This window comes from Xenorhabdus taiwanensis (assembly GCF_036512875.1).
Taxonomy (GTDB): Bacteria; Pseudomonadota; Gammaproteobacteria; order Enterobacterales; family Enterobacteriaceae; genus Xenorhabdus; species Xenorhabdus taiwanensis.
The window spans coordinates 2,373,712-2,395,282 of the sequence record NZ_AP028978.1; the positions used below are offsets into that span (position 1 = coordinate 2,373,712).

A 21,571-nucleotide genomic window follows, 5' to 3' on the forward strand; every position below is an offset into this window, starting at 1 on the left:
CTACCATAGCACTCGCACTTAAAATTAACATTTTAGAAACAAAAAATATCGACAGTTGGTATTTATTTCAGTTAATTTAATTTTAAAATGTTACTATCAAGTGCTAATTTAGCACAAAAATCCATCAAAAATCCTATAATCAGTTCATTTTCACGAAAAAATAGTCATAGGCAGTATTTAATTTATTTTCAGATGGGCGCAACAAATTAAAACCAAATAATTACAAAGGAGAAATGAAAATGTTACATAATAACTCTTCACAAACTTCTTCAGTGGCTTGTCATAACCCTTCTCTCTCCTTGTCTACCTATCCTCTTAGTTCTCCTCAGCAAGCTATCTGGTTTGATCAGGCTATCCATCCCAATTCTTCCAACTACAATCTCAACATCTTTATCTGCATCGAAGGAGAGTTGAATGAAGCATTATTTGTCCGTGCCTTTGAATCCATCGTTGATTGTCATGACACTCTGCGTTTGCAATTTCTCAATACCCACGCTTTACCCAGCCAAAAGGTTGTTCATTCACTCCCGGTAACCGTAGATATACAGGATTTTTCATTGCATCCAGATGCTGAAACCAGAGCAAAACAATACATGGATGACGAGTTCATGCGTCCATTCCGCCTGAATGAGGCACTGTGGCGCACCGCATTATTGCGGGTCAGCAATACCTGTCGGTACTGGCAATTTTGCTGTCATCATTTGGTCATTGATGGCACAGGTATGTTCATACTCATCAACAAGGTTATCGATGCCTATAACCGCCTGATGAAAGGAGAAACCCTGAACAACTCCGCTCACTCTTATCTGGATTTTATTACGGATAACCTCAATTATCTTGCTTCTGAACACTACTCACACGATATGCAATTTTGGCTGAAACGCTATGAAAACCTGCCTCCTCCCTTGCTCCAGCCTGTCAATTGCAATAACATGACGAACCATAAACAAACCAAACCCGCTGCTTCTCAGCCTGTCATTTGGTCAATCGACCAGACTCTTTTTAAACGTATCGGAAAAGTGGCTGGCGGACAGGGATTACCCTTCCTGCATTTCATGTATGCCATCCTGGCCTGTTATTTCGCACGAACAGCAGATGTCAATGAAATTGTCATTGGTGTTCCCGTGCACAACCGCAAAAATACGCGACAAAAATCCACGATGGGCATGTTCGCATCCGTGATCCCCATTGGTATAACTATTTCACCGGAAGATACGTTTCGTGATGTCATGCGCAAAGCCGCAACCGAAATGAGTCTTTGCCATGAGCATCAACGTTTCCCCATAGCAGAACTCAACCGACAAATACACTCGCAACGACAAGGCGGAAATGCACGATTATTTGACGTGACCTTATCTCTCGAACCATTTAAAGCCAATTTGCATATGGAAGGTGAAAACGTCAACGTCAAACAGTTAGAGCTACATTCTGGCATTCCCTATCCTCTCTGTATCAGAATGAAGCAGTACACAAATACCGCTTGTCCTGAAGATACCCATTCCCCGATTTCCATTGAGTTCTATTTTTCTCCTGATTATCTGAGTAACACGGAGGTTATGGCGCTCCGCTCCCGTCTTGCTGTCCTGCTTGACGCCGCTCTCAATTCTCTGGAGATGCCCTCTCTTACGCAGACAAAAATAGTCAATCTGTCAATCCTGCCCGACATTGAGCGCCAACAGGTATTGATGGATTTCAACGCCACCCAAGCCGAATTCCCGCAAGATACTCTGATCCATCAACTGTTCGAAGCACAAGTGCGGCACACACCAGATGCCACTGCCGTACTCTTTGAAGAGCAATCGTTGAGCTACGATGAACTGAATAAACGTGCCAACCGTCTGGCGCACCATCTGATTACTCTCGGCGTGCGCCCTGATGATCGGGTGGCAATTTGTATTGAGCGCAGTCTGGAAATGGTGGTCGGTTTATTAGCTATCCTCAAGGCCGGTGGTGCTTTTGTTCCTCTCGATCCGACTTATCCAACCACGCGGCTGACATATATGCTCAATGACTCAGCTCCCGTGGCGCTGATTACTCAAACAACGATGACAAAAATAGGGAACAGTCACCTGCCAACCATTCTGCTTGATATTCCAGATAATTCTGTTTGGGATGAAAGATCGGATGAAAACCCAGAGATCCAAACATTGGGGCTGACCTCCCGTCATCTGGCTTATGTTATCTATACTTCCGGCTCTACAGGACAGCCCAAAGGGGTCATGATAGAACATCGCAGTTTGTGTAACTTGATTACCACCCAGCAAGACATGCTAGCCATCACTCCAGACAGTCAGATCTTACAATTTGCCTCAAACAGTTTCGATGCCTGTATTTGGGAATGGTGCATGGCGCTATTGGCGGGCGCTCGTCTTCACCTTGCCAGACGAGAGAACCTGCTGCCGGGAACAACCCTGTTTCACTATTTAGAAACTCACGCCATTACTCATGCCCTCTTGTCCCCCACGGCTCTGGCAACTATGGACACGCTTCCGGCAACTCTGCAAACCCTACTGGTGGGAGGGGAAGCGTGCCCGCCTACGTTGACCAAACGCTGGGCACAAGGACGGCAGATGATCAATGCATATGGCCCGACGGAAGCCACAGTTTGTGCGACTCTTTGCCGATGTGAAAGCCAGGGAGACCATGCCCCGCCGATTGGTCGTCCCATCGCCAATACCCAGATCTATATTCTTGACATGTACGGTCAACCCGTTCCGCGAGGAGTCGTGGGAGAAATATATATCGCTGGTGTCGGCGTTGCCCGCGGTTACCTGAACCGTCCCGAACTCACTGCTGAACGTTTCCTCATCAATCCGTTCTCTTCTGAGCACAATGCTCGTATGTACAAAACCGGTGATCTGGGACGTTGGCTACCCGATGGCAAAATTGAATATCTCGGCCGTAATGATTTCCAAATCAAACTGCGTGGTTTCCGCATTGAACCAGGCGAGATCGAGGCAAGGCTGCGACAATGTCACGGCGTGCGTGAAGCCTTGGTATTACCTTATGAAAAATTGCCTTGTGAAAACAATCCGGCATCAAAACAATTAGTCGCCTACTTGCTACCGAAGACAGATGCTGAACTGGAACCCATGGCATTAAGGCAGCAACTGGCACAACATCTTGCAGAATACATGATACCCGGTGCCTTTGTGACTCTTGACGCCTTTCCACTCACCCCCAATGGCAAACTTGACCGTCAGGCTCTTCCCAAACCCGATCATACGGCAATCGTCACCCGCAGTTACCAGTCGCCCACAGGAGAAGCAGAAACCATCCTGAGCCAGATTTGGCAAATGTTGCTTGAAGTGAAATATGTCAGCCGCTGCGATCACTTTTTCGAACTTGGCGGGCACTCGCTGATAGCCGTTAGCTTGATCGAACAACTACGTGAATTGGGATGGTTTCTTGACATTCAGGTTGTATTCACCAAACCCGTATTGAAAGAGATGGCAAAAGCGCTACTGTCGGTTCAAAAAGATACCGTTCAAGGGAATACAGAACCAGAAAAGACAACGGTATTCACTGTACCGCCCAATCTCATCCCTGACTGTTGTACTGCCATTACACCCGACATGTTGACTTTAGTTTCCCTGTCCCAGCACGAGATTGATGCCATCGCCGCGGCTATTCCTGGTGGTGCTGCCAATATTCAGGATATCTATCCTCTCTCACCACTACAGGAAGGCATTTTTTTCCATCATCTGTTGCAGAAACAGGGCGATACTTATCTGTTACGCAATTTGCTTGCCTTCAACACCCGCAAACGGCTCGATACCTTTCTGGCAACCTTACAACAAGTCATTAACCGTCACGATATTCTGCACACTTCAATCTACTGGCAGTTGGCACAACCCGTGCAAGTCGTCTGGCGACAGGCATCTTTGAACATTAATACATTCTTATCCAATGACGAACAGGATATCCCTTTCCAATTATTGGCGCGTACCGATCCCCATCAGTACCGTCTTGATGTGAGTCAAGCACCTCTCTTCTTCGCTGACATAGCCTATGATCCGCATCAGGATGAGTGGTTACTGGTTTTGTGCATCCATCATTTAGTCTGTGATCATGTCACACTGGAACGCATCATTGATGAAATTGATGCATTATTACCTGACCATAACGAGAATGGATACCCTGATACCCGTTATGTTGAAAAATTACCCCCAATATTGCCTTATCGTAATTTTGTCGCCCAATGCCTGCATTTGCCGGCTTCAGATCATGAAGCTTATTTTCGTCAGGTATTCTCTGACATAGATGCACCAACAGCACCTTTCGGGATACTGGATATCCACAGTGAAGCTAAGCAGATAACCGAGGCCAAACAGCCCTTGGATATGGCACTGTCCCAAGCCATTCGCACACAAGCCCGACGTCAGGGTGTCAGCCCCAGTATATTATTTCATGTTGCTTTGGCACTGGTGCTGGCAAAAACCAGTGGGCGCGACGATATCGTCTTCGGTACGGTATTACTGGGACGCATGCAGGGTAGTACCGGCATTGATCAAATTATGGGGCTGCTTATCAATACCTTACCCATTCGGATCAGGCTGACAGATAATAGCGTACAAGCAACCGTTCAAGAGACCTACCTCAATTTGATGAAGTTGCTGAAACACGAACAGGCAACGCTCACGCTGGCCCAACATTGCAGTGGCGTGAGTCCTCCTTTGCCACTCTTTAACACATTACTCAATTATCGTCATAGCCAGGCGGATACTACTTTTGCTAAATGGGAAGGTGTACGTCTGCTGATGCAAGAAGAGAGAGTCAATTATCCCATCGGTTTATTTGTTGATGATTGGGGTGATGGTTTTAGTTTAGTTGCCCAAACCGTATCGGACGTCGATCCAATTCGACTGATCGGCTATATGACCACTGCCCTGACGGGGCTGGTCGAAGCGCTGGAAACCTCACCCCACCAGCCAATTTTGGCTATTTCGATTTTACCCATTGTAGAACGTCAACAAGTGCTGGTGGATTTTAATGCGCTCCAATCTTCTCAAGACGCTATATTCTCCCAAAATACAGCAACTGACCTCCCACAAGACACATTTATTCACCAACTGTTTGAAAAGCAAGTACAGAAAAATCCCGATGCCATTGCTGTCATCTTTGAAGAACAATCGTTGAGTTATGTTGAACTGAACCGTCAAGCCAATTGCTTAGCGCATTATCTGATTACCTTAGGTATCCGCCCTGATGATCGGGTGGCAATTTGTGCTGAACGCAGTCCGGCCATGATGGTGGGATTACTCGCTATCCTTAAGGCCGGTGGTGCCTATGTCCCGCTTGATCCAAGCTACCCAGCCGAACGACTGGCCTACATACTTGAAGACGCAGCTCCCGTTGCTTTACTCACCCAAACTGTATTTAACCAAACAATGTTAATCAATCGGCTAACCAGCGTCCCCATTGTGGATCTCAATAATCTTGCATTTCTTACCGCAGACATGCCAACCAGTAACCCAGACCCCCAAGCGCTTGGCCTAACTTCACGCCATCTGGTTTATGTGATTTATACTTCTGGCTCAACAGGCTTACCCAAAGGGGTAATGAATGAACATCGTAGTGTCGTGAATGGTCTGATCTGGTCACAAAAGGCTTATCAGCTAACCCCGCAGGATCGCGTTTTACAGAAAACACCATTTAGTTTTGATGTTTCCGTTTGGGAGCTATTCCCGCCCCTGATGTTTGGAGCACAATTAATTTTAGCTCGCCCCGATGGTCATAAAGATCCACACTATTTACTGTCTGAGATAGAAAAACGCCAGATTACTCTTATCTACTTCGTACCTGCCATGCTACAGCAATTTGTCCATGCCATTCCTGCCGGATGTTGCCCTTCTTTACGCCATATTTTGTGCAGTGGTGAAGAATTTCCTTATGTCTTGCAGCAGAAATGTCTGTCCCATTTTGCGCACTGTCAGTTACATAACTTATATGGCCCAACTGAAGCTGCAATTCATGTCACCACCTGGCAATGCGTGCCTGACCGTTATATCGGACGAGTACCGATTGGAAAACCCATAGCCAATATCCAAATTTATCTGCTTGATAGCCACAAAAAACCTGTGCCAATCGGTGTTACAGGAGAGCTTTACATTGGTGGAATCGGGGTTGCCCGCGGTTATCTGAACCTTCCAGAACTAACCGCAGAACGCTTCCTTGCTGATCCTTTTTCTTCAGATCCTGATGCCCGCCTCTACAAAAGTGGTGATCTGGCTCGTTGGTTGCCTGACGGTAATATTGAATACCTTGGTCGTAATGATTTTCAGGTCAAGATACGCGGTTTCCGTATCGAACTCGGCGAAATTGAGACGACATTGGCGCAATGTCACGGTGTGCGAGAAGCGGTTGTGATTGTCCGAGAAGATACACCGAATGAAAAGCGCCTGGTTGCTTATCTGCTCGCCGAACCCAATGCAACATTGATACCCGCAGAGCTACGCCAGCAACTGGCGCAACACCTTGCCGAGTATATGCTGCCCAGTGCCTTTGTGACGCTTGAAACTATTCCGTTAACATCCAATGGCAAACTCAATCGTCAGGCATTGCCAATGCCAGATCAAACAGCACTCGCGACCCGCAATTATGCAGCGCCCATCGGAGACATAGAAACAGCGCTGGTTGGGATTTGGCAAGAATTACTGAAATTGGAACAAGTTGGGCGTTATGATCATTTCTTTGAACTCGGTGGGCATTCCCTGCTCGCCATTCAGCTTGCCGCACGCATACGCCAGAAACTGGCGCGAGAATTGCACTTACAGCAACTCTTTTCCCATCCTGTCCTGACGGATTTGGCTACCTTGCTCATCGACACACCTGTAACAACCCAAATCGTTATTCGCGCTACCAATCGCAATCAGCCACTGCCACTCTCCTTCTCCCAACAACGCTTGTGGTTCCTTGCTCAACTCAATACCAAAGCTAATCTGGCCTATAATATCCCGATAATCCTGCATCTTAACGGGTATCTCGATCATGCTGCGCTTACGGCTGCACTTGATCATCTCGTCAGCCGACATGAAAGTTTGCGCACTCGTTTTGTCCTGATTGATGAACAACCTTACCAACACATCGATAGTGCAGATACGGGTTTTTCTCTGACCCATCGGGATCTGCGCAAATTAGACGAAACTTCTCGCATGACCTGTATTAACGAATTAGCGGAACTTGAAACACAAATCCCATTCGATTTCGCTAATGAGCCAATGATTCGAGGTCAATTACTGCAACTGTCTGATGAAGAACATGTGCTGATCCTTACCCAACATCACATCATCACCGATGGCTGGTCAGCAGGGATATTGCTCCGCGAACTGGGTGTCCTCTACCGCATTGCACAAGGGAAATGTAGCGATCCTTTACCCCACCTTCCCATCCAGTATGCGGACTATGCCGTCTGGCAACAGAAATGGCTGCAAAGTGAGGTTCTCACTGCACAACGGGATTTCTGGCAGAAACAACTGCAAAACGCACCAACATTACTGACTCTCCCCATTGATCACCCACGCCCGCCAGAACAAAGTTATACAGGTGCTCATGTTCCGGTTCACCTGAATGCTGACTTATTGTCGGCTCTCAAAGCGCTTGGACAACGACAGGATGCAACATTATTTATGACTTTGCTTACAGCCTGGAGCATCGTGCTTGCCCGTTTGAGCGGACAAGATGATATTGTCATTGGTACTCCTGTTGCCAACCGTTCATTAAGTGAACTTGAAGGTTTGATCGGCTTTTTTGTCAACACCCTGCCTTTACGTATCAAACTGGAACAATGCAACTCAGTGGCAAATCTGCTCACTTATGTTCGTGAACAGACACTGGCTGCTTATGCACATCAAGACCTGCCTTTTGAACAATTGGTGGAAGCCCTAAAACCCGAACGCAGCTTGGGTTACAATCCGATTTTTCAGGTTATGCTGGCCCTGAACAATACACCCACTCAACCCCTTGAATTACCCGATTTATCAGTCTCGTTAATGGCGCCACCACACCACAGCGCGTACTTCGATTTGACACTGTCACTGACCGAAAGCCAGAATGGTCTCAGCGGCTATCTGGAATATGCATCAAACCTGTTCGACCGGACGACGGTTGAACGCATGGTGGGTTATCTCACCAATATACTGACTGCCATAACAACCGATGAAACTCAGGCTATTGCTCACCTGCCGATGTTGACCGTTGCAGAACGTCAACAATTATTGGTTGATTTCAATGCCCCTCAGGCTGACTTTCCAAATGATACGTTGATTCACCAACTGTTCGAAGCTCAGGTACAACGCACACCAGATGCTACGGCAGTGATCTTTGAACAACAATCCTTGAGTTATGACGAGCTGAACTGCCGTGCCAACCAACTGGCACATAGTTTGATTGCTTTTGGTGTACGCCCTGATAACCGCGTGGCAATTCAGGTTGAACGAGGGTTGGATATGATCATTGGCCTGTTCGGGATCTTAAAAGCGGGTGCTGGTTATATTCCGCTTGATCCAACATATCCTGCCGAGCGGCTGATTTATCAGTTATCAGACTGCAAGCCTGCCATATTGCTGACCCAAAAACATTTACAGAGACGCTTACCAGTACAAGATATTCCTATCTGGTTACTGGACGATGAAATTCATCAGGGCAATCTGCAAAAACAACCTGTTTATAACCCTGACAGCAGGCAAACAGGCGTTCAGCCACATCATTTGGCCTATATCATCTACACCTCCGGTTCAACCGGAAACCCCAAAGGCGTCATGCTGGAACATCGCAATGTTGTCAGCCTTATCCATGCCCATTGCCAGATCAGTGAACCTGGCTTGGGTGATCGTATTCTGCAATTTGTAACCTTCGCGTTTGACATTTCAGTATCAGATATTTTTCCTACTCTGGCATCCGGTGCCACGCTGGTTCTGCGCCCATCTCATATCAAAATACCGAATAGCGCGTTTGTTGATTTTTTACGTGAACAGAAAGTGACAATCATCAATCTACCGACAGCTTTCTGGCACCATTGGGCGCAAGAAATGAAGGCAAGGCGGGTTGGTTTCAGCTCCTATATACGCACCGTTATTGTTGGGGGAGATAAAGTGGAATACCGCTATTTAATGGATTGGCTATCGTGCCCAGAAACCCAATCCTGCCGCTGGTTCAACGCTTATGGCCCGACAGAAATTACTATCACAGCTACAGCTATGTTGATAGATAAAGCAATGGTGATAAATAACAAACAGACTCCGCCTATCACCAACAATATTCCGATTGGTCGGCCACTGTCTAATACACGTATCTATATTTTGGACGCATTTGGTCAGCCGGTTCCTATCGGCGTGAGTGGCGAAATCTATATCGGCGGAATGGGGGTTGCCCGTGGTTATTCAAACCAACCAGAGCTGACAGCAGAGAAATTTGTTGTCGATCCCTTTAGTGAACATTCCAATGCTCGCATGTATAAGACCGGAGATTTGGCTCGCTGGCGATCTGACGGCAATATCGAGTATCTGGGCCGCAATGATTTTCAGGTCAAGCTACGCGGCTTCCGTATCGAACCGGGAGAAATCGAAACCAGATTGATGCAATGCCACGGCGTGCGTGAAGCCATCGTGCTTGCCCGTGAAGATAAATTGGGTGATAAGCGCCTGATTGCTTATCTGATCGCCGAACCGAATATAAAACTGACACCAACAGAACTGCGCCAGCAACTCGCACAACATCTCGCCGACTATATGCTGCCCAGCGCATTTGTAACACTGGATGCTTTTCCGTTAGCGCCTAATGGCAAGATTAACCGTCAGGCGCTACCGATGCCAGATCAGACTTCCATTGCAACCCATACTTATGAAGAGCCGCTCGGTGAAATGGAAATTGCCCTGGCTGAAATTTGGCAAGCATTATTGGGGCTGAAAAAGGTTGGGCGTTATGATCATTTCTTTGAACTCGGTGGGCATTCCCTGATGGTCATCAATCTGATTGAGCGGCTACGCAACCGAGGTTGGCACCTTGATATTCGTACTGTATTTTCCACACCAATACTGGCTGAAATGGCAGAAATAATGCAGGAAATTCAAGATGATAAAATCTCGTTTACCGCTCCGCCTAATCTCATCCCCACTGGTTGCTCCACCATCACTCCAGATATGCTGCCGCTGGTTTCTCTGACGCAGCACGAAATTGAGACTATCGCTGCTACCGTTCCTAATGGTGTCAACAACATTCAGGATATCTACCCACTTGCACCATTACAGGAAGGTATGCTGTTCCATCATCTGCTGCAAACACAAGGAGATATTTATCTGCTGCATCTCTTGCTTGCTTTCAACTCCCGCGAGCGTCTTGATGCCTTCCTGACTGCTTTACAACAGGTTATTCATCGTCACGATATTTTACGCACTGCCATCTGCTGGCAGGGTTTAACGCAGCCAGTACAAGTTGTCTGGCGCCAGGCACCTCTGTGTATCAACACCTTTGTGCCAGATAACAATAAGGACGTGCCATCTCAATTGTTGGCACTGACAGATCCATACCAACACCGCCTCGATATCAGCCAGGCTCCGCTATTCTCCGCTGATATCACACATGATCCGAATCAGGGTGAGTGGTTGTTAGCGTTGTGTTGCCATCATATCCTCAATGACCATATATCGCTGGATATCATCATTGCTGAAATCAATGAACTTCTGCACCATCGTAGTGAAAAATTACCGCCGGTCTTGCCGTACCGCCATTTTATCGCCCAATCCCTGCATGTGCCGATGCCAGATCACGAAGCCTATTTCCGGGAGATACTCGCGGATGTCAATACGCCAACAACACCTTTCGGCATATTGGATGTTCACAGTGGAGACAGACCAATCACTGAGGTCATCAAGCCACTTAATGCAGAACTGACCCGTGCTATTCGCAAACAAGCACGCCGTCAAGGAGTCAGCCCCGGAGTTCTGTTTCATGTTGCCTTGGCACAAGTTCTGGCAAAAATAAGTGGGCGAGATGATGTCGTCTTCGGGACGGTCTTGTCAGGACGTATGCAAGGCAGTGCCAATATTGGGCGAATTCTGGGGCTGTTTATCAATACCCTACCCGTACGGATCACGCTTTCGGGGAGAAGCACACAAGCAACCGTGCAAGCAGCGTACCGCAGTTTGACGCGGTTACTTGAACACGAACAGGCACCACTGGCACTGGCTCAACGTTGCAGTGGTGTAAAATATCCTCTGCCGCTTTTTAATACACTCCTTAATTATCGCCATAGCCAACCGGATGTTGCCAATACCGTATGGGAAGGAATACGTCTGGTAACAGGACGAGAAAGAACTAACTATCCCGTCTATCTGGCTGTAGATGATTTGGGTAAAAGCTTCTTGTTGACAGCACAAACTATAGCAGGAATCGATCCGACACACCTGATTGCATATATGACAACGGCTTTAGCCGATCTGGTAAAAACATTGGAAACCGAACCCCAAAAACCAATCATGAACATTGCCATCTTATCTGCCACAGAACGCCAGCAGCTACTGACCGATTTCAACATTATTCAAGCTGACTTACCGCAAGATACGCTGACATCAGATCAATCTACTGTTGGAACAACTTCCGGTTACGAAGCGCCTCTCGGTGATGCGGAAACTGCACTGGCTGAGATTTGGCAGAAATTGTTGAAACGGGAACGAGTCGGTCGTTATGATAATTTCTTTACATTGGGAGGTCATTCATTGATAGCAATACAATTGTTGGCTCGTATGCGTGAACAAGATATGGAAATTCCATTAGCGACCTTGTTCACTCATCCCACATTATGTGAACTGGCCAAGGCTATAAACCCAAATCACTCAACTGTAGCAAATAGCCCAAACTGATACCATTAGCCAAAATAAAATTAAGTGGTTCCACACCCCGTGGAGCCACCTTCGACAAACAATGCCGGATAAATAATATTTCCTGAGCCGTACCTTTCAGAAAACGCCTTTAATTAAAATTAGGTTGCCCATTAGATGCGTTTACCCCGCCATCTATCGGTAAGTTCACCCCATTAATGAAACTGGCATCCTCGCTGGCCAAAAATGCAATAGCTGCTGCCACTTCAAAAGGTTGACCTGCCCTTTTTAACGGAATACGACTATCGAAATGCGCAAGGGTTTCATCATCAAAACGAGCCACCATTGGCGTCAATACTAAACTTGGGCAAACAGCATTAACACGAATCCCTTGTGAACCATAATCCAGAGCCATTGCACGGGTTAAATTCACGACAGCACCTTTTGCTGCGCAATAGTGAGCGCCGCCCCAATCTCCCCCCAGGCCAGATACAGAGGCATTATTGACAATACATCCTTTGCTTTTTAGCAAATAGGGTAAAGCAAAATAGCTACAATTGAGCACACCATTGAGATTCGTAGCCAGCACTGCATTACCATCTTCTTGTGAAGTACTCAATAAATCACCTACCACATACAAACCTGCATTATTCACCAGAATATCTATTCGGCCAAAATGCCTGACTGTTTCATCAACCATATTTTTAGCCGATTCCCGATCCGCAACATCTGTCTGAATCACCAACGCTTTGTCCGATGACAATTCGCTGAATACATGGTTAAGCTTTTCTGTATCCCGCCCAGCCAATACCACAATGGCTCCTTCTTGTGAAAAACGTTTTGCTGTAGCCTCGCCAATGCCACTACCTGCGCCAGTAATAACGACAACTTTATCCTCAAATCGAATCATTTTATTACCCTCATTGATATATTTTCAAAGCTTACCGTGTAATATCAAATAAAATTAACGAATTAGTTCCATCTTTAATATTCACCAGAATATTCTTTGTTAATTATCTTGCTATGTCTTTTTTTATGATAGGTTAATCATTAAATAATGGATCAAACAGCGTCTGCACCCGATGAAATGCTTATAAAAAATCAGCCACTCTGGTCAGAGTGGCTGATAATTCACACTGTAATTAAATAATCAAAACTAAATCTTATTGAATTCATGTTTGGCTGTTTTTAAATAGCCAACATTAGAATATAACATTCAGCTTCAACTAAAACATTATATATTCAATTTATCAATTTCACTATCTATAAACTTAGCTCCAGCATCAGTAATTTTTTCAATACCATCTAAAGTACTATCAGATATTATACCTTTGTCATGAAGAACCTTAGCGACATCATCAACTACTTTCTCAACGCCATCAACAAAGCTCTTAAATATATCACCCCAAAAACCTGCACCAGAGATTTGTTCTAACTCAACTTGATTTAACTCTTTCATATATAACCCCATTTATTTATGTCATTAATATAATGTTTTAGAATATAATATGAAACCATAATATTAATCAGATAACTCATTGAATATGGTTCCAGAAAAATTAAAATCCTCACCAAAATCTGATTAATAAATAGAACAATAAAAAATCACCTTAATATATTTCAATGAATTTTTAGACTATTTTAAAAACATTCATATTTACGACGACCAATTTATGGTTAAGGTTTATATTTTCTGCAACCAAATTCTATTTGAACTCGTGTTTTATCATAATTCATTTAATATCAATATTAATTAAACAACGATTATTTAATATCAAATTAAGTCACATATTGTTAAATATTAATCTTATTTAATGATACATTCCTTTGTCATATTATTCATGGCTTACGCCAAATAATTTTTTATCTGTCTTTTCAAGAAAATTCATGACATTGAAATAACACGCTTAGCAGATTCAATGGTTGATGGACGATGCGCAATAATAATTCTGGTTATATTTAATGCTGATATCGATTCATTGATATAATTTTCATTAGCTGAATCAAGATGACTGGTTGCTTCATCCATAAATAAAATGCTAGGTCGACGATAAAGGGCTCTAGCTATTAATAGCCTCTGTATTTGCCCACCGGATATCCCACCACCAAGTTCACCAATGAGTGTTTCATACCCCATCGGCATTAATAAAATATCATTATGAATATTGCAACGTTTAGCGCATTCTTGTATGTACTCAAGATCAGGAGAGAGATCAAACCCAGATATATTTTCAGCAATAGAGCCAGAAAGTAATTTATCATCTTGTAATACACAAGAAATACATCTACGATAATTATTCAAACCAATAACATTAATATCTAACCCATTAATTAAAATAGTGCCCTTGCTAGGCATCAATAATCCACACATTAATTTGATTAATGTTGTTTTTCCTACACCAGATGGTCCAACAATAGCTACACTTTCTCCTGCTTTGATACTAAGATTAAAATTAGAAATAATGGGTTTTGATAAATCATCGTATTGATGGTCCAGGTTGCAAATAGTAAGTTCTGCAGGTAACCCTGAAATGCCAATATCCCGGCTTGGTGCTTCTCTTTCTGGTTCAGAAAGTACTATATCGGAGATTCGATCATTATGTAAATTTAACATGCGCAATCTAAGCGCCATATCGATCAAATTACTTGCTCTATCAGCAAACTGCCCACGATAAGCGTTAAAAGCGACAAACATTCCCAAGGTCATTTGATTATCGATAACTAATGAGGCACCTAGCCACAGAATAATAACTTGTTCACAAGCAACGATAAGAGTGTTAACGATATCAAAAATTGTACCTATTTTAGCAAGTTTGGTATTTGAGTTAATCGTATCAATACTCAAATTTAACCAGGATTTTGCCCGATTTTCACATAATCCCAATGATTTTAATGTATTAATACTATATAAAGTTTCCATAAAATGGGAATTTGCTCTGGCATCCTTAACTATTTGCTCTTCGGAAAGTTGCCTATAATATTGATAAGTAAGTAACCTTAAGATGACATAAGCAATAGTGAACCCTGATACTACCCAGACGAGCCAGTTACCGTAGAATAACATCATAATGAAAACACTGATCAACATTATTGCATCGATAATACTATTAACAATATTTTTGGTAAAAGTGGTGCGTATGATGTTTAATGAACCAAATCGTGACTGGATATCACCTAACTTACGTTTTTCAAAGTAAGCTAAAGGTAATTTCATTAGATGGTCGAACACCCCTGATTTCCATTGAGCATCAACAAATGTTTCCATCGTAATGGATGTCCAGCTACGCAAAGTAGAGACACTCACTCTAAATAGAATAAAGACAAGCAAACCACAACAAATAATAGTTAGTAAGTTATTATCCTTAGCAATAATAACGTGATCCATAATTAGCTGCGTTCCCACAGGGATCAGTACATTAATGGCTTCTACAACAAGAGATAAGAAGAAAATTTTCCCCAGTGTCGCTTTAAGTCCCTGAATATTATTTAGCAGTGATATAATACGCAATCTGCTTTGTTTTTTGGCAGGAACAAAATCATTACTTGGCCACAATTCTAATGCAATGCCAGTAAAATGTTTGGAGAATTCTTGTACATTCAAGACCCGATGTCCAAATGCAGGATCGTGAATGGTGATTTTATTTTTTTTAACTCTAACTAAAACAACAAAATGATTCATGTCCCAGTGCAGAATACAAGGTAATTTTAATGCGTGCAGTTCATCAAGATCCAGTGATATGGCTCTGGTTTTGAATTTAAGGGTGCTGGCAATACTAACCAATGTAGTTAGTGCAACGCCACGTGTAGAAATTCCAAACTGGCTACGTAAATGGGATAAATCAATTTGTAACCCATGATAATGAAAAACCATTGCTAAGCTTGCTAACCCACACTCTGCTGCCTCGGTTTGTAAAATTTTGGGGATTTTCCTTTTGAATCCTAGATTCAACTTATTGGTAATAGTTTCATAATATTTCTTATCCATTTTGTGGTCCCATCAATGTTTTTTTCATGTCATAGAATGGTGAGAACATCCATTGATAAAGAGGACGTTTTTCAAGGAAAAAAGTAGATTGAGCTTTCATACCATTAGATAAATTTAATTTCCTTCCATTATAATTAAACTGATTTTTATCTAAGGCAACTAAAACCTTATAATAGGATTCGTTTTTTTCTCCGGCTTTGTTGACAGGAGAGCTTCTATAATAAGACATTTCTTGGCCAGAAGCAGGGATATATGAAATATTATCGACATACCCTGGAAACTGCCCAAATTTTTCAAATGGGAATGCATCATAACGTATGTTAATTGCGTCCCCTTTAGAAATATACGGCAAACTACTATTAGGAACCCATAATATTAAATAGTAATTAGATTTTATATTACCAGGAATAACTTGAGCGAGAATATCATTTAAGGTTATTGTTTGACCAACGGTGAAACCAAGTGATTCAATGCGGCCATTAATCGGAGAAGTGATTAATAGAGAGCCATTGGCTGCCATTTCAGTTAATTTTCGTTGTAAATCGTCACGTTGAATTTTATATTCAGAAATTTGTTTATCAAAATCAGCCCGTTTAAGAATAATTTCACTATTCAGATTAGTAATTTTCAATGTATCACTGATATACTGACTGTATAGATTCTGATATATATTTTGTTGCTGATAATAGGAATAGCCATAACTATTAAATTGATCTTTTGTAATAAGCCCACGTTTCTGATAGCGCTTGTAACTTTCCATATTTTTCTTTGCAAATTTAACCCCTTGACGGGCATTATCAACAATAACTTTAGACTCTTCCTGTGATACTTCATACTGCTTTTTTTGTTCTTCCAAGCTTTCTAAGGTAATGTACTCATTATCTTGTAATCTTTGGATAATATTATTAATCTGAATTAATTGGTTTTTTAATGAGTTTTTTGTATTAGTGCTAATTTTTCCTGACTCGGTAATTTGACTGAAATCCACCTGATAAATTTTTTGTCCTTGTTTTACAAAATCCCCTACATTGACGAACTCCTTAGAAATAAATCCTTGTTGAGAAGAGAAAATATTTATTGGATGAGGGTTGGTTATCACTTCACCATAGACATTAATGCGTCTTGTGTAACTGCCAAAAGTAATAAATAAAAATAAAATAACCAAAAAAAACGATGAAATAACGAAAATAACCCAAGCTGGAACTCTTGCTATTAATAGTGCTTCTCCAGTCCATTTGGACTTTTTATTTTCTATCGCTTCTTTCCTAAACAAATTATTCATAGCAGTCATGTATAATTAATATTTGTGTTTTATTAAATTGATATTTATTAATGCAATGAAAAAATTATCAATTTCTTACGGCATGTAATATAATGTATCTAATCTCAACGCAGTGTAAACCGTTCGTAAAATTTCCATTGAACGTAAATAACAAATAATTTTTTGCCAATATCTTGATATGAGTACGTAAATTAAGATTATGTTACTCTATACGCTGGGTAAAATTTTTCTCTTTCATACCAGATTGGTGGCCATTGTAATATGGCCCACTTTCAGTCGCTTTTAATTCCATCAATATCAGCTATGTGAATGAAGCAATTAAAGATGTTATTGCAGCTGCACCTAAATATCGTATCTTAATTGAAGCAAGGAATTCGCCAAATTACACGGGTATCGCTTCCGAATATGGCGTCTTCCTACCCGATGAAATGCATTATAATGGCAAGACTCAAACCTGGTTCGCCCAACAAGAATGGGAACGGATTTTAACCGGTTATCGCGGCAAAGAAATATAAATCATAACCACCCGTATAACGGGTGGTTTGCTCTTGCCCTATAAGGGCTTGTTACCGACTGCGCCTAAATGACGCTGCTTTCTCTTCGTTCAAGCTAAGTGTCTTTGCTGCTTTGGCCTACCCCTTGAAGGGGTCTACATGCTCTTTACTACTCAATTTATCCGAGATTAAATCCGACTTTTCTTGCTCTCTGATATACTTTTGAATTGTCGCTTCATTTAGCCCTACCGTACTGACATAGAACCCTTCCGCCCAAAACTTTCTGTTGCCAAATTTATATTTTAAATTGGCGTGTCTATCAAAGATCATCAACGAACTTTTACCCTTCAAATATCCCATAAAGCTTGAAACGCTTAGCTTTGGTGGAATACTCACCAACATATGAACATGATCTGGCATGAGATGACCTTCGATTATTTCCACACCTTTATACTTACAAAGGTCTCTGAGGATCTCTCCCACACTTGAACGAATATTATTAAAAATCACTTTCCGTCTATATTTCGGCGAAAAGACGATATGGTATTTACACAGCCACTTTGTATGCGCTGAGCTTTGTGCTTTAATGCCCATAAACACCTTTCCTTATTTGAGTTACGAGTATTAGCTTGAACATCTATATCGTAACGGAAAGGTGTTTTTCTTGGTATAACCTTTGAACTCCACCCGCAAAGCGGGTGGTTTTATGTTTAAGACGCTAACGCGACTTAAACTGGCTAAAGCCATAATAATATGGCGGCTTATGCCGCCATACAAATTAATATATAGATTGGTATATTCTATTCAGGCTACTGGTTATTGCATTATTTTAGATATTCACCACTACGAAGAGCTTCAATACGCTTATCCAACGGCGGATGAGATAAGAACAATTCACTAAAACTCTTAGCTTTGCCATTAATACAGAATGCCATCATTCTTCCCTCTTCCTGAGGTTCATAACTGGTCTTAAGACGTTGCAATGCAGCAATCATCTTTTCGCGGCCAACCAATTTTGCTGATCCTGCATCTGCATGGAATTCACGGTAACGGGAGAACCACATGGTAATAATACTTGCCAGAATACCAAATACGATCTCCAACACCATGGAAATCACCATGTAAACAATTGGATTACCATTACTGCTGCTTTCACTTTCATCATCACTGCTGGAAAGGAAACTGGCAGCAGCCTGTGCAATGATACGTGAAATAAAGATAACGAATGTATTCACAATCCCCTGCAACAATGTCATCGTCACCATATCACCATTAGCAATATGGCTAATTTCATGTGCAATGACGGCTTCAGCTTCATCACGACTCATATTATTCAGTAAACCGGTACTAACAGCAACCAAAGAAGCATTACGGCGTGCCCCTGTAGCAAATGCGTTAATATCCAAGGCATCATAGATAGCCACTTGTGGCATAGTAATTCCAACTTGATCCGATTGACGGCGTACAGTTTCCATCAACCAGGCTTCAGTTTCATTGGACGGTTTTTCAATAACCTGACCACCAACAGAGCGCAGAGCCATCCATTTCGACATTAACAAAGAAATGAATGCACCACCAAAACCAAACAAACCAGCCATAATCATGAGGCCAGCAACACTGCTCCGCTGAACTCCTGTAAGTGAAAGTATTATTCCAAATACCACCATGACAGCAAGGTTTGTGAGAAGGAATAAAGCGATTCTCATCATATAAATTTGCTTCCTTTAATTATCAAACAGTTCAACTAAGAGTTGAGCTATAAGATGGGGATTAACCCTATATTATTCAAGTTTTTTAAGACGTTAAGCGATAAAAACAACATAACTTTACAATATGATAAAAAAGGCCGACTAACAAGCCGACCTTTTATCTATAACGAATGTTAAGACTACCTCGTTACAGCCATTTCAGCAGGCTGATGCGCCAAATCCAGGGCAATTTTTACCGATTCATCTAAGTAAGGATCCGGCCCTTTATAATCTTTTGGTAAATCATCAAGCGATTTGAGCAGTTTTTTACCTTCCCGCTTAAAGCGTTCATTAAGACGATTCAATTTATTTGTTTCGTATTCCTTGTTTTCTTTCTCTCTTTGAGCATAGTTCAAGGAGTAAACACCGTTACGTTCTTTGATGACTTTATAGTAAGCAATATCCTGTTTGATATATTTAAACTCAGGATCATTAGCAATCCGTTGATTATGAAGCTTAATCAGTAGAGGGGTTAACTCTGAAATCACTTTCGAGGAAGTATAATGCGCAGGCTGAATACTGTCCCAAGGTAACGCATTATCCTCTTGACTTTCCCCTAGTTCAGACGGTTCTTCTCCTGTCGGCATAATGATATCAGGCGTCACCCCCTTAAGCTGGGTACTACCACCATTTATCCGATAGAATTTCTGGATCGTGTATTGCACTGAGCCAACTTCAGGCCATTCAGGTCGTAGCATTTGATCATAAATACGATTCAAAGGGCGATATTGCTGAACGGTACCTTTACCGAAAGAAGGCTCTCCCACAATTAATCCACGACCATAATCTTGCATCGCAGCCGCAAAGATTTCAGATGCAGAAGCACTTCTATTGTCAATCAGAACGACCAGAGGCCCTTTATAGTATCTTGCCTCATCTGTATCTGCCTCCACTTTAACTCTGCCAGTATTGTCCCGAATCTGGACAACGGGACCAGTAGGAATAAATAAGCCAGATAACGATACTGCTTCTGTTAGCGCTCCACCACCATTGCCGCGCAAGTCAATAACAACCGAGGCAACCCTCTGTTTAGTCAGTTTCTGTAACTGCACTTTTACATCGTTAGTCAAACCGACATAGAAACTTGGTATATCCAGGACACCCACCTTCTCTTTCCCTACCGTCTTCACCGACATCTTGACAGCATTATCTTCAAGGTGAATATTCTCGCGGGTTAAGGTAACAATGTGGTTTTTTGCCCCTTTTGTACTTGGGATGATTTCAAGGCGGACTTTACTTCCCTTCGGCCCTTTAATAAGCACAACAACATCTTCCAAACGCCATCCAACAACATCGACAATTGGCTTGCCTACTTGCCCAACACCAATAATTTTATCTCCAACTTTCAATAAATTGCTTTTAGCCGCTGGACCACCTGCAAGCAATGAACGAATGGAAACATACTCATCGTCATATTGTAAAACAGCACCGATACCTTCAAGAGATAAGCTCATCTCTGAATTAAACTGTTCTGTATCACGAGGAGAGAGATAACTGGTATGTGGATCTATTTCACGAGCAAAAGCCATCATAATACTTTGGAAAACATCCTCACTATTGGTTTGTGTGAGGCGTTTTAATAACATCCGATAGCGCTTAGTCAGAGTTTCTTTAATTTCTTTATCGTCTTTTTTGCCGGATAACTTGAGGTTTATCCAATCAAATTGGATTTTGGCATCCCAAAGCCTATCCAACTCTTCAACACTCTTTGGCCATGATGTTTTGATATGGTCGGTTTCAATGGTGTCATGACCGTTTAAGTCAACGGGTTGTTCTAAACGGGAGAGCACATATTGATAACGTTCAAAGCGGCGTTTTTGCATCAGATTAAATAGATCATAAGGCAGTTTTAGATCGCCATTTTCAAGCTCTTTTCCTAATTTTCCCTTTTGAGACGCGAATGGAGCGATATCAGATGCCAAAAAAACATTGTGTCCATAATCCAGTTGATTCAGGTAACGATCAAAAATTTTGCCTGAGAAATCTGCATCCAGATAAAACTGGCGATAATGAGAACGAAGAAAGCGGGAAACAATCCGCTTACTTACTGTGAGATGCTGTGGTTCCGGTTTTAAATCTGGCAGTTGGTTCAGATTGATAACAGCCGTATTTTGACCATTAATGACATTGGCGTTGTTAGTAGCGTGGCTACCACTCGCAACATTGTCATTAATCGTATCTGCATAACCTATGCCAGAAAATGATAGACCTAAAACGAAAGCCAATGTAATGAGTTTGTTCATGCC

The 21,571-nt window shown here is 42.4% G+C and carries 9 protein-coding genes; 2 read left to right on the top strand and 7 right to left on the bottom strand.

What is annotated here, in order from left to right; genetic code table 11:
- Nucleotides 1-239: 239 nt before the first annotated feature.
- Nucleotides 240-11,858 carry a non-ribosomal peptide synthetase gene (locus ACE1SE_RS10625; RefSeq protein WP_445082105.1) on the top strand — a complete coding sequence of 3,873 codons (11,619 nt, stop codon included), beginning with the start codon at nt 240-242 and terminating at the stop codon, nt 11,856-11,858.
- A 109-nt stretch (nt 11,859-11,967) separates the two neighbouring features.
- Here ACE1SE_RS10625 and budC read toward each other — a convergent pair whose 3' ends face one another.
- The 4 genes from budC to ACE1SE_RS10645 form a co-directional block, all read right to left on the bottom strand.
- Entirely contained in the window at nt 11,968-12,726 is a 759-nt protein-coding gene (budC, locus tag ACE1SE_RS10630) for a meso-2,3-butanediol dehydrogenase (protein ID WP_374050868.1), read from the bottom strand.
- 324 nt (nt 12,727-13,050) lie between these two features.
- The gene (locus ACE1SE_RS10635) at nt 13,051-13,275 is read right to left on the bottom strand and encodes a hypothetical protein (RefSeq protein WP_374050869.1); all 225 of its coding nucleotides are present in this window, start codon (nt 13,273-13,275) and stop codon (nt 13,051-13,053) included.
- A 426-nt stretch (nt 13,276-13,701) separates the two neighbouring features.
- Entirely contained in the window at nt 13,702-15,801 is a 2,100-nt protein-coding gene (locus ACE1SE_RS10640) for a peptidase domain-containing ABC transporter (protein WP_374050870.1), read from the bottom strand.
- Nucleotides 15,794-17,083, bottom strand: a complete 1,290-nt coding sequence (locus tag ACE1SE_RS10645) for an HlyD family secretion protein (protein WP_374050871.1) — start codon at nt 17,081-17,083, stop codon at nt 15,794-15,796. Before ACE1SE_RS10645 ends, ACE1SE_RS10640 begins: the two co-directional genes overlap by 8 nt.
- Nucleotides 17,084-17,388: 305 nt before the next feature.
- Here ACE1SE_RS10645 and ACE1SE_RS10650 point away from each other — a divergent pair, with 305 nt between their 5' ends.
- Nucleotides 17,389-17,598 (top strand): hypothetical protein, encoded by a 210-nt coding sequence (locus ACE1SE_RS10650; RefSeq protein WP_374050872.1) that lies wholly within the window; start codon nt 17,389-17,391, stop codon nt 17,596-17,598.
- A 117-nt stretch (nt 17,599-17,715) separates the two neighbouring features.
- Here the strand turns inward: ACE1SE_RS10650 and tnpA are convergent, their stop codons facing one another.
- From tnpA to prc, 3 genes are all read right to left on the bottom strand, one after another.
- Nucleotides 17,716-18,171 (bottom strand): IS200/IS605 family transposase, encoded by a 456-nt coding sequence (gene tnpA / locus ACE1SE_RS10655; RefSeq protein ID WP_099118097.1) that lies wholly within the window; start codon nt 18,169-18,171, stop codon nt 17,716-17,718.
- 230 nt (nt 18,172-18,401) lie between these two features.
- The gene (gene htpX, locus ACE1SE_RS10660) at nt 18,402-19,286 is read right to left on the bottom strand and encodes a protease HtpX (protein ID WP_374050873.1); all 885 of its coding nucleotides are present in this window, start codon (nt 19,284-19,286) and stop codon (nt 18,402-18,404) included.
- 179 nt (nt 19,287-19,465) lie between these two features.
- Nucleotides 19,466-21,568, bottom strand: coding sequence for a carboxy terminal-processing peptidase (gene prc / locus ACE1SE_RS10665; RefSeq protein WP_374050874.1), 2,103 nt, complete (start codon nt 21,566-21,568; stop codon nt 19,466-19,468).
- Between the last annotated feature and the right edge of the window lie 3 nt (nt 21,569-21,571).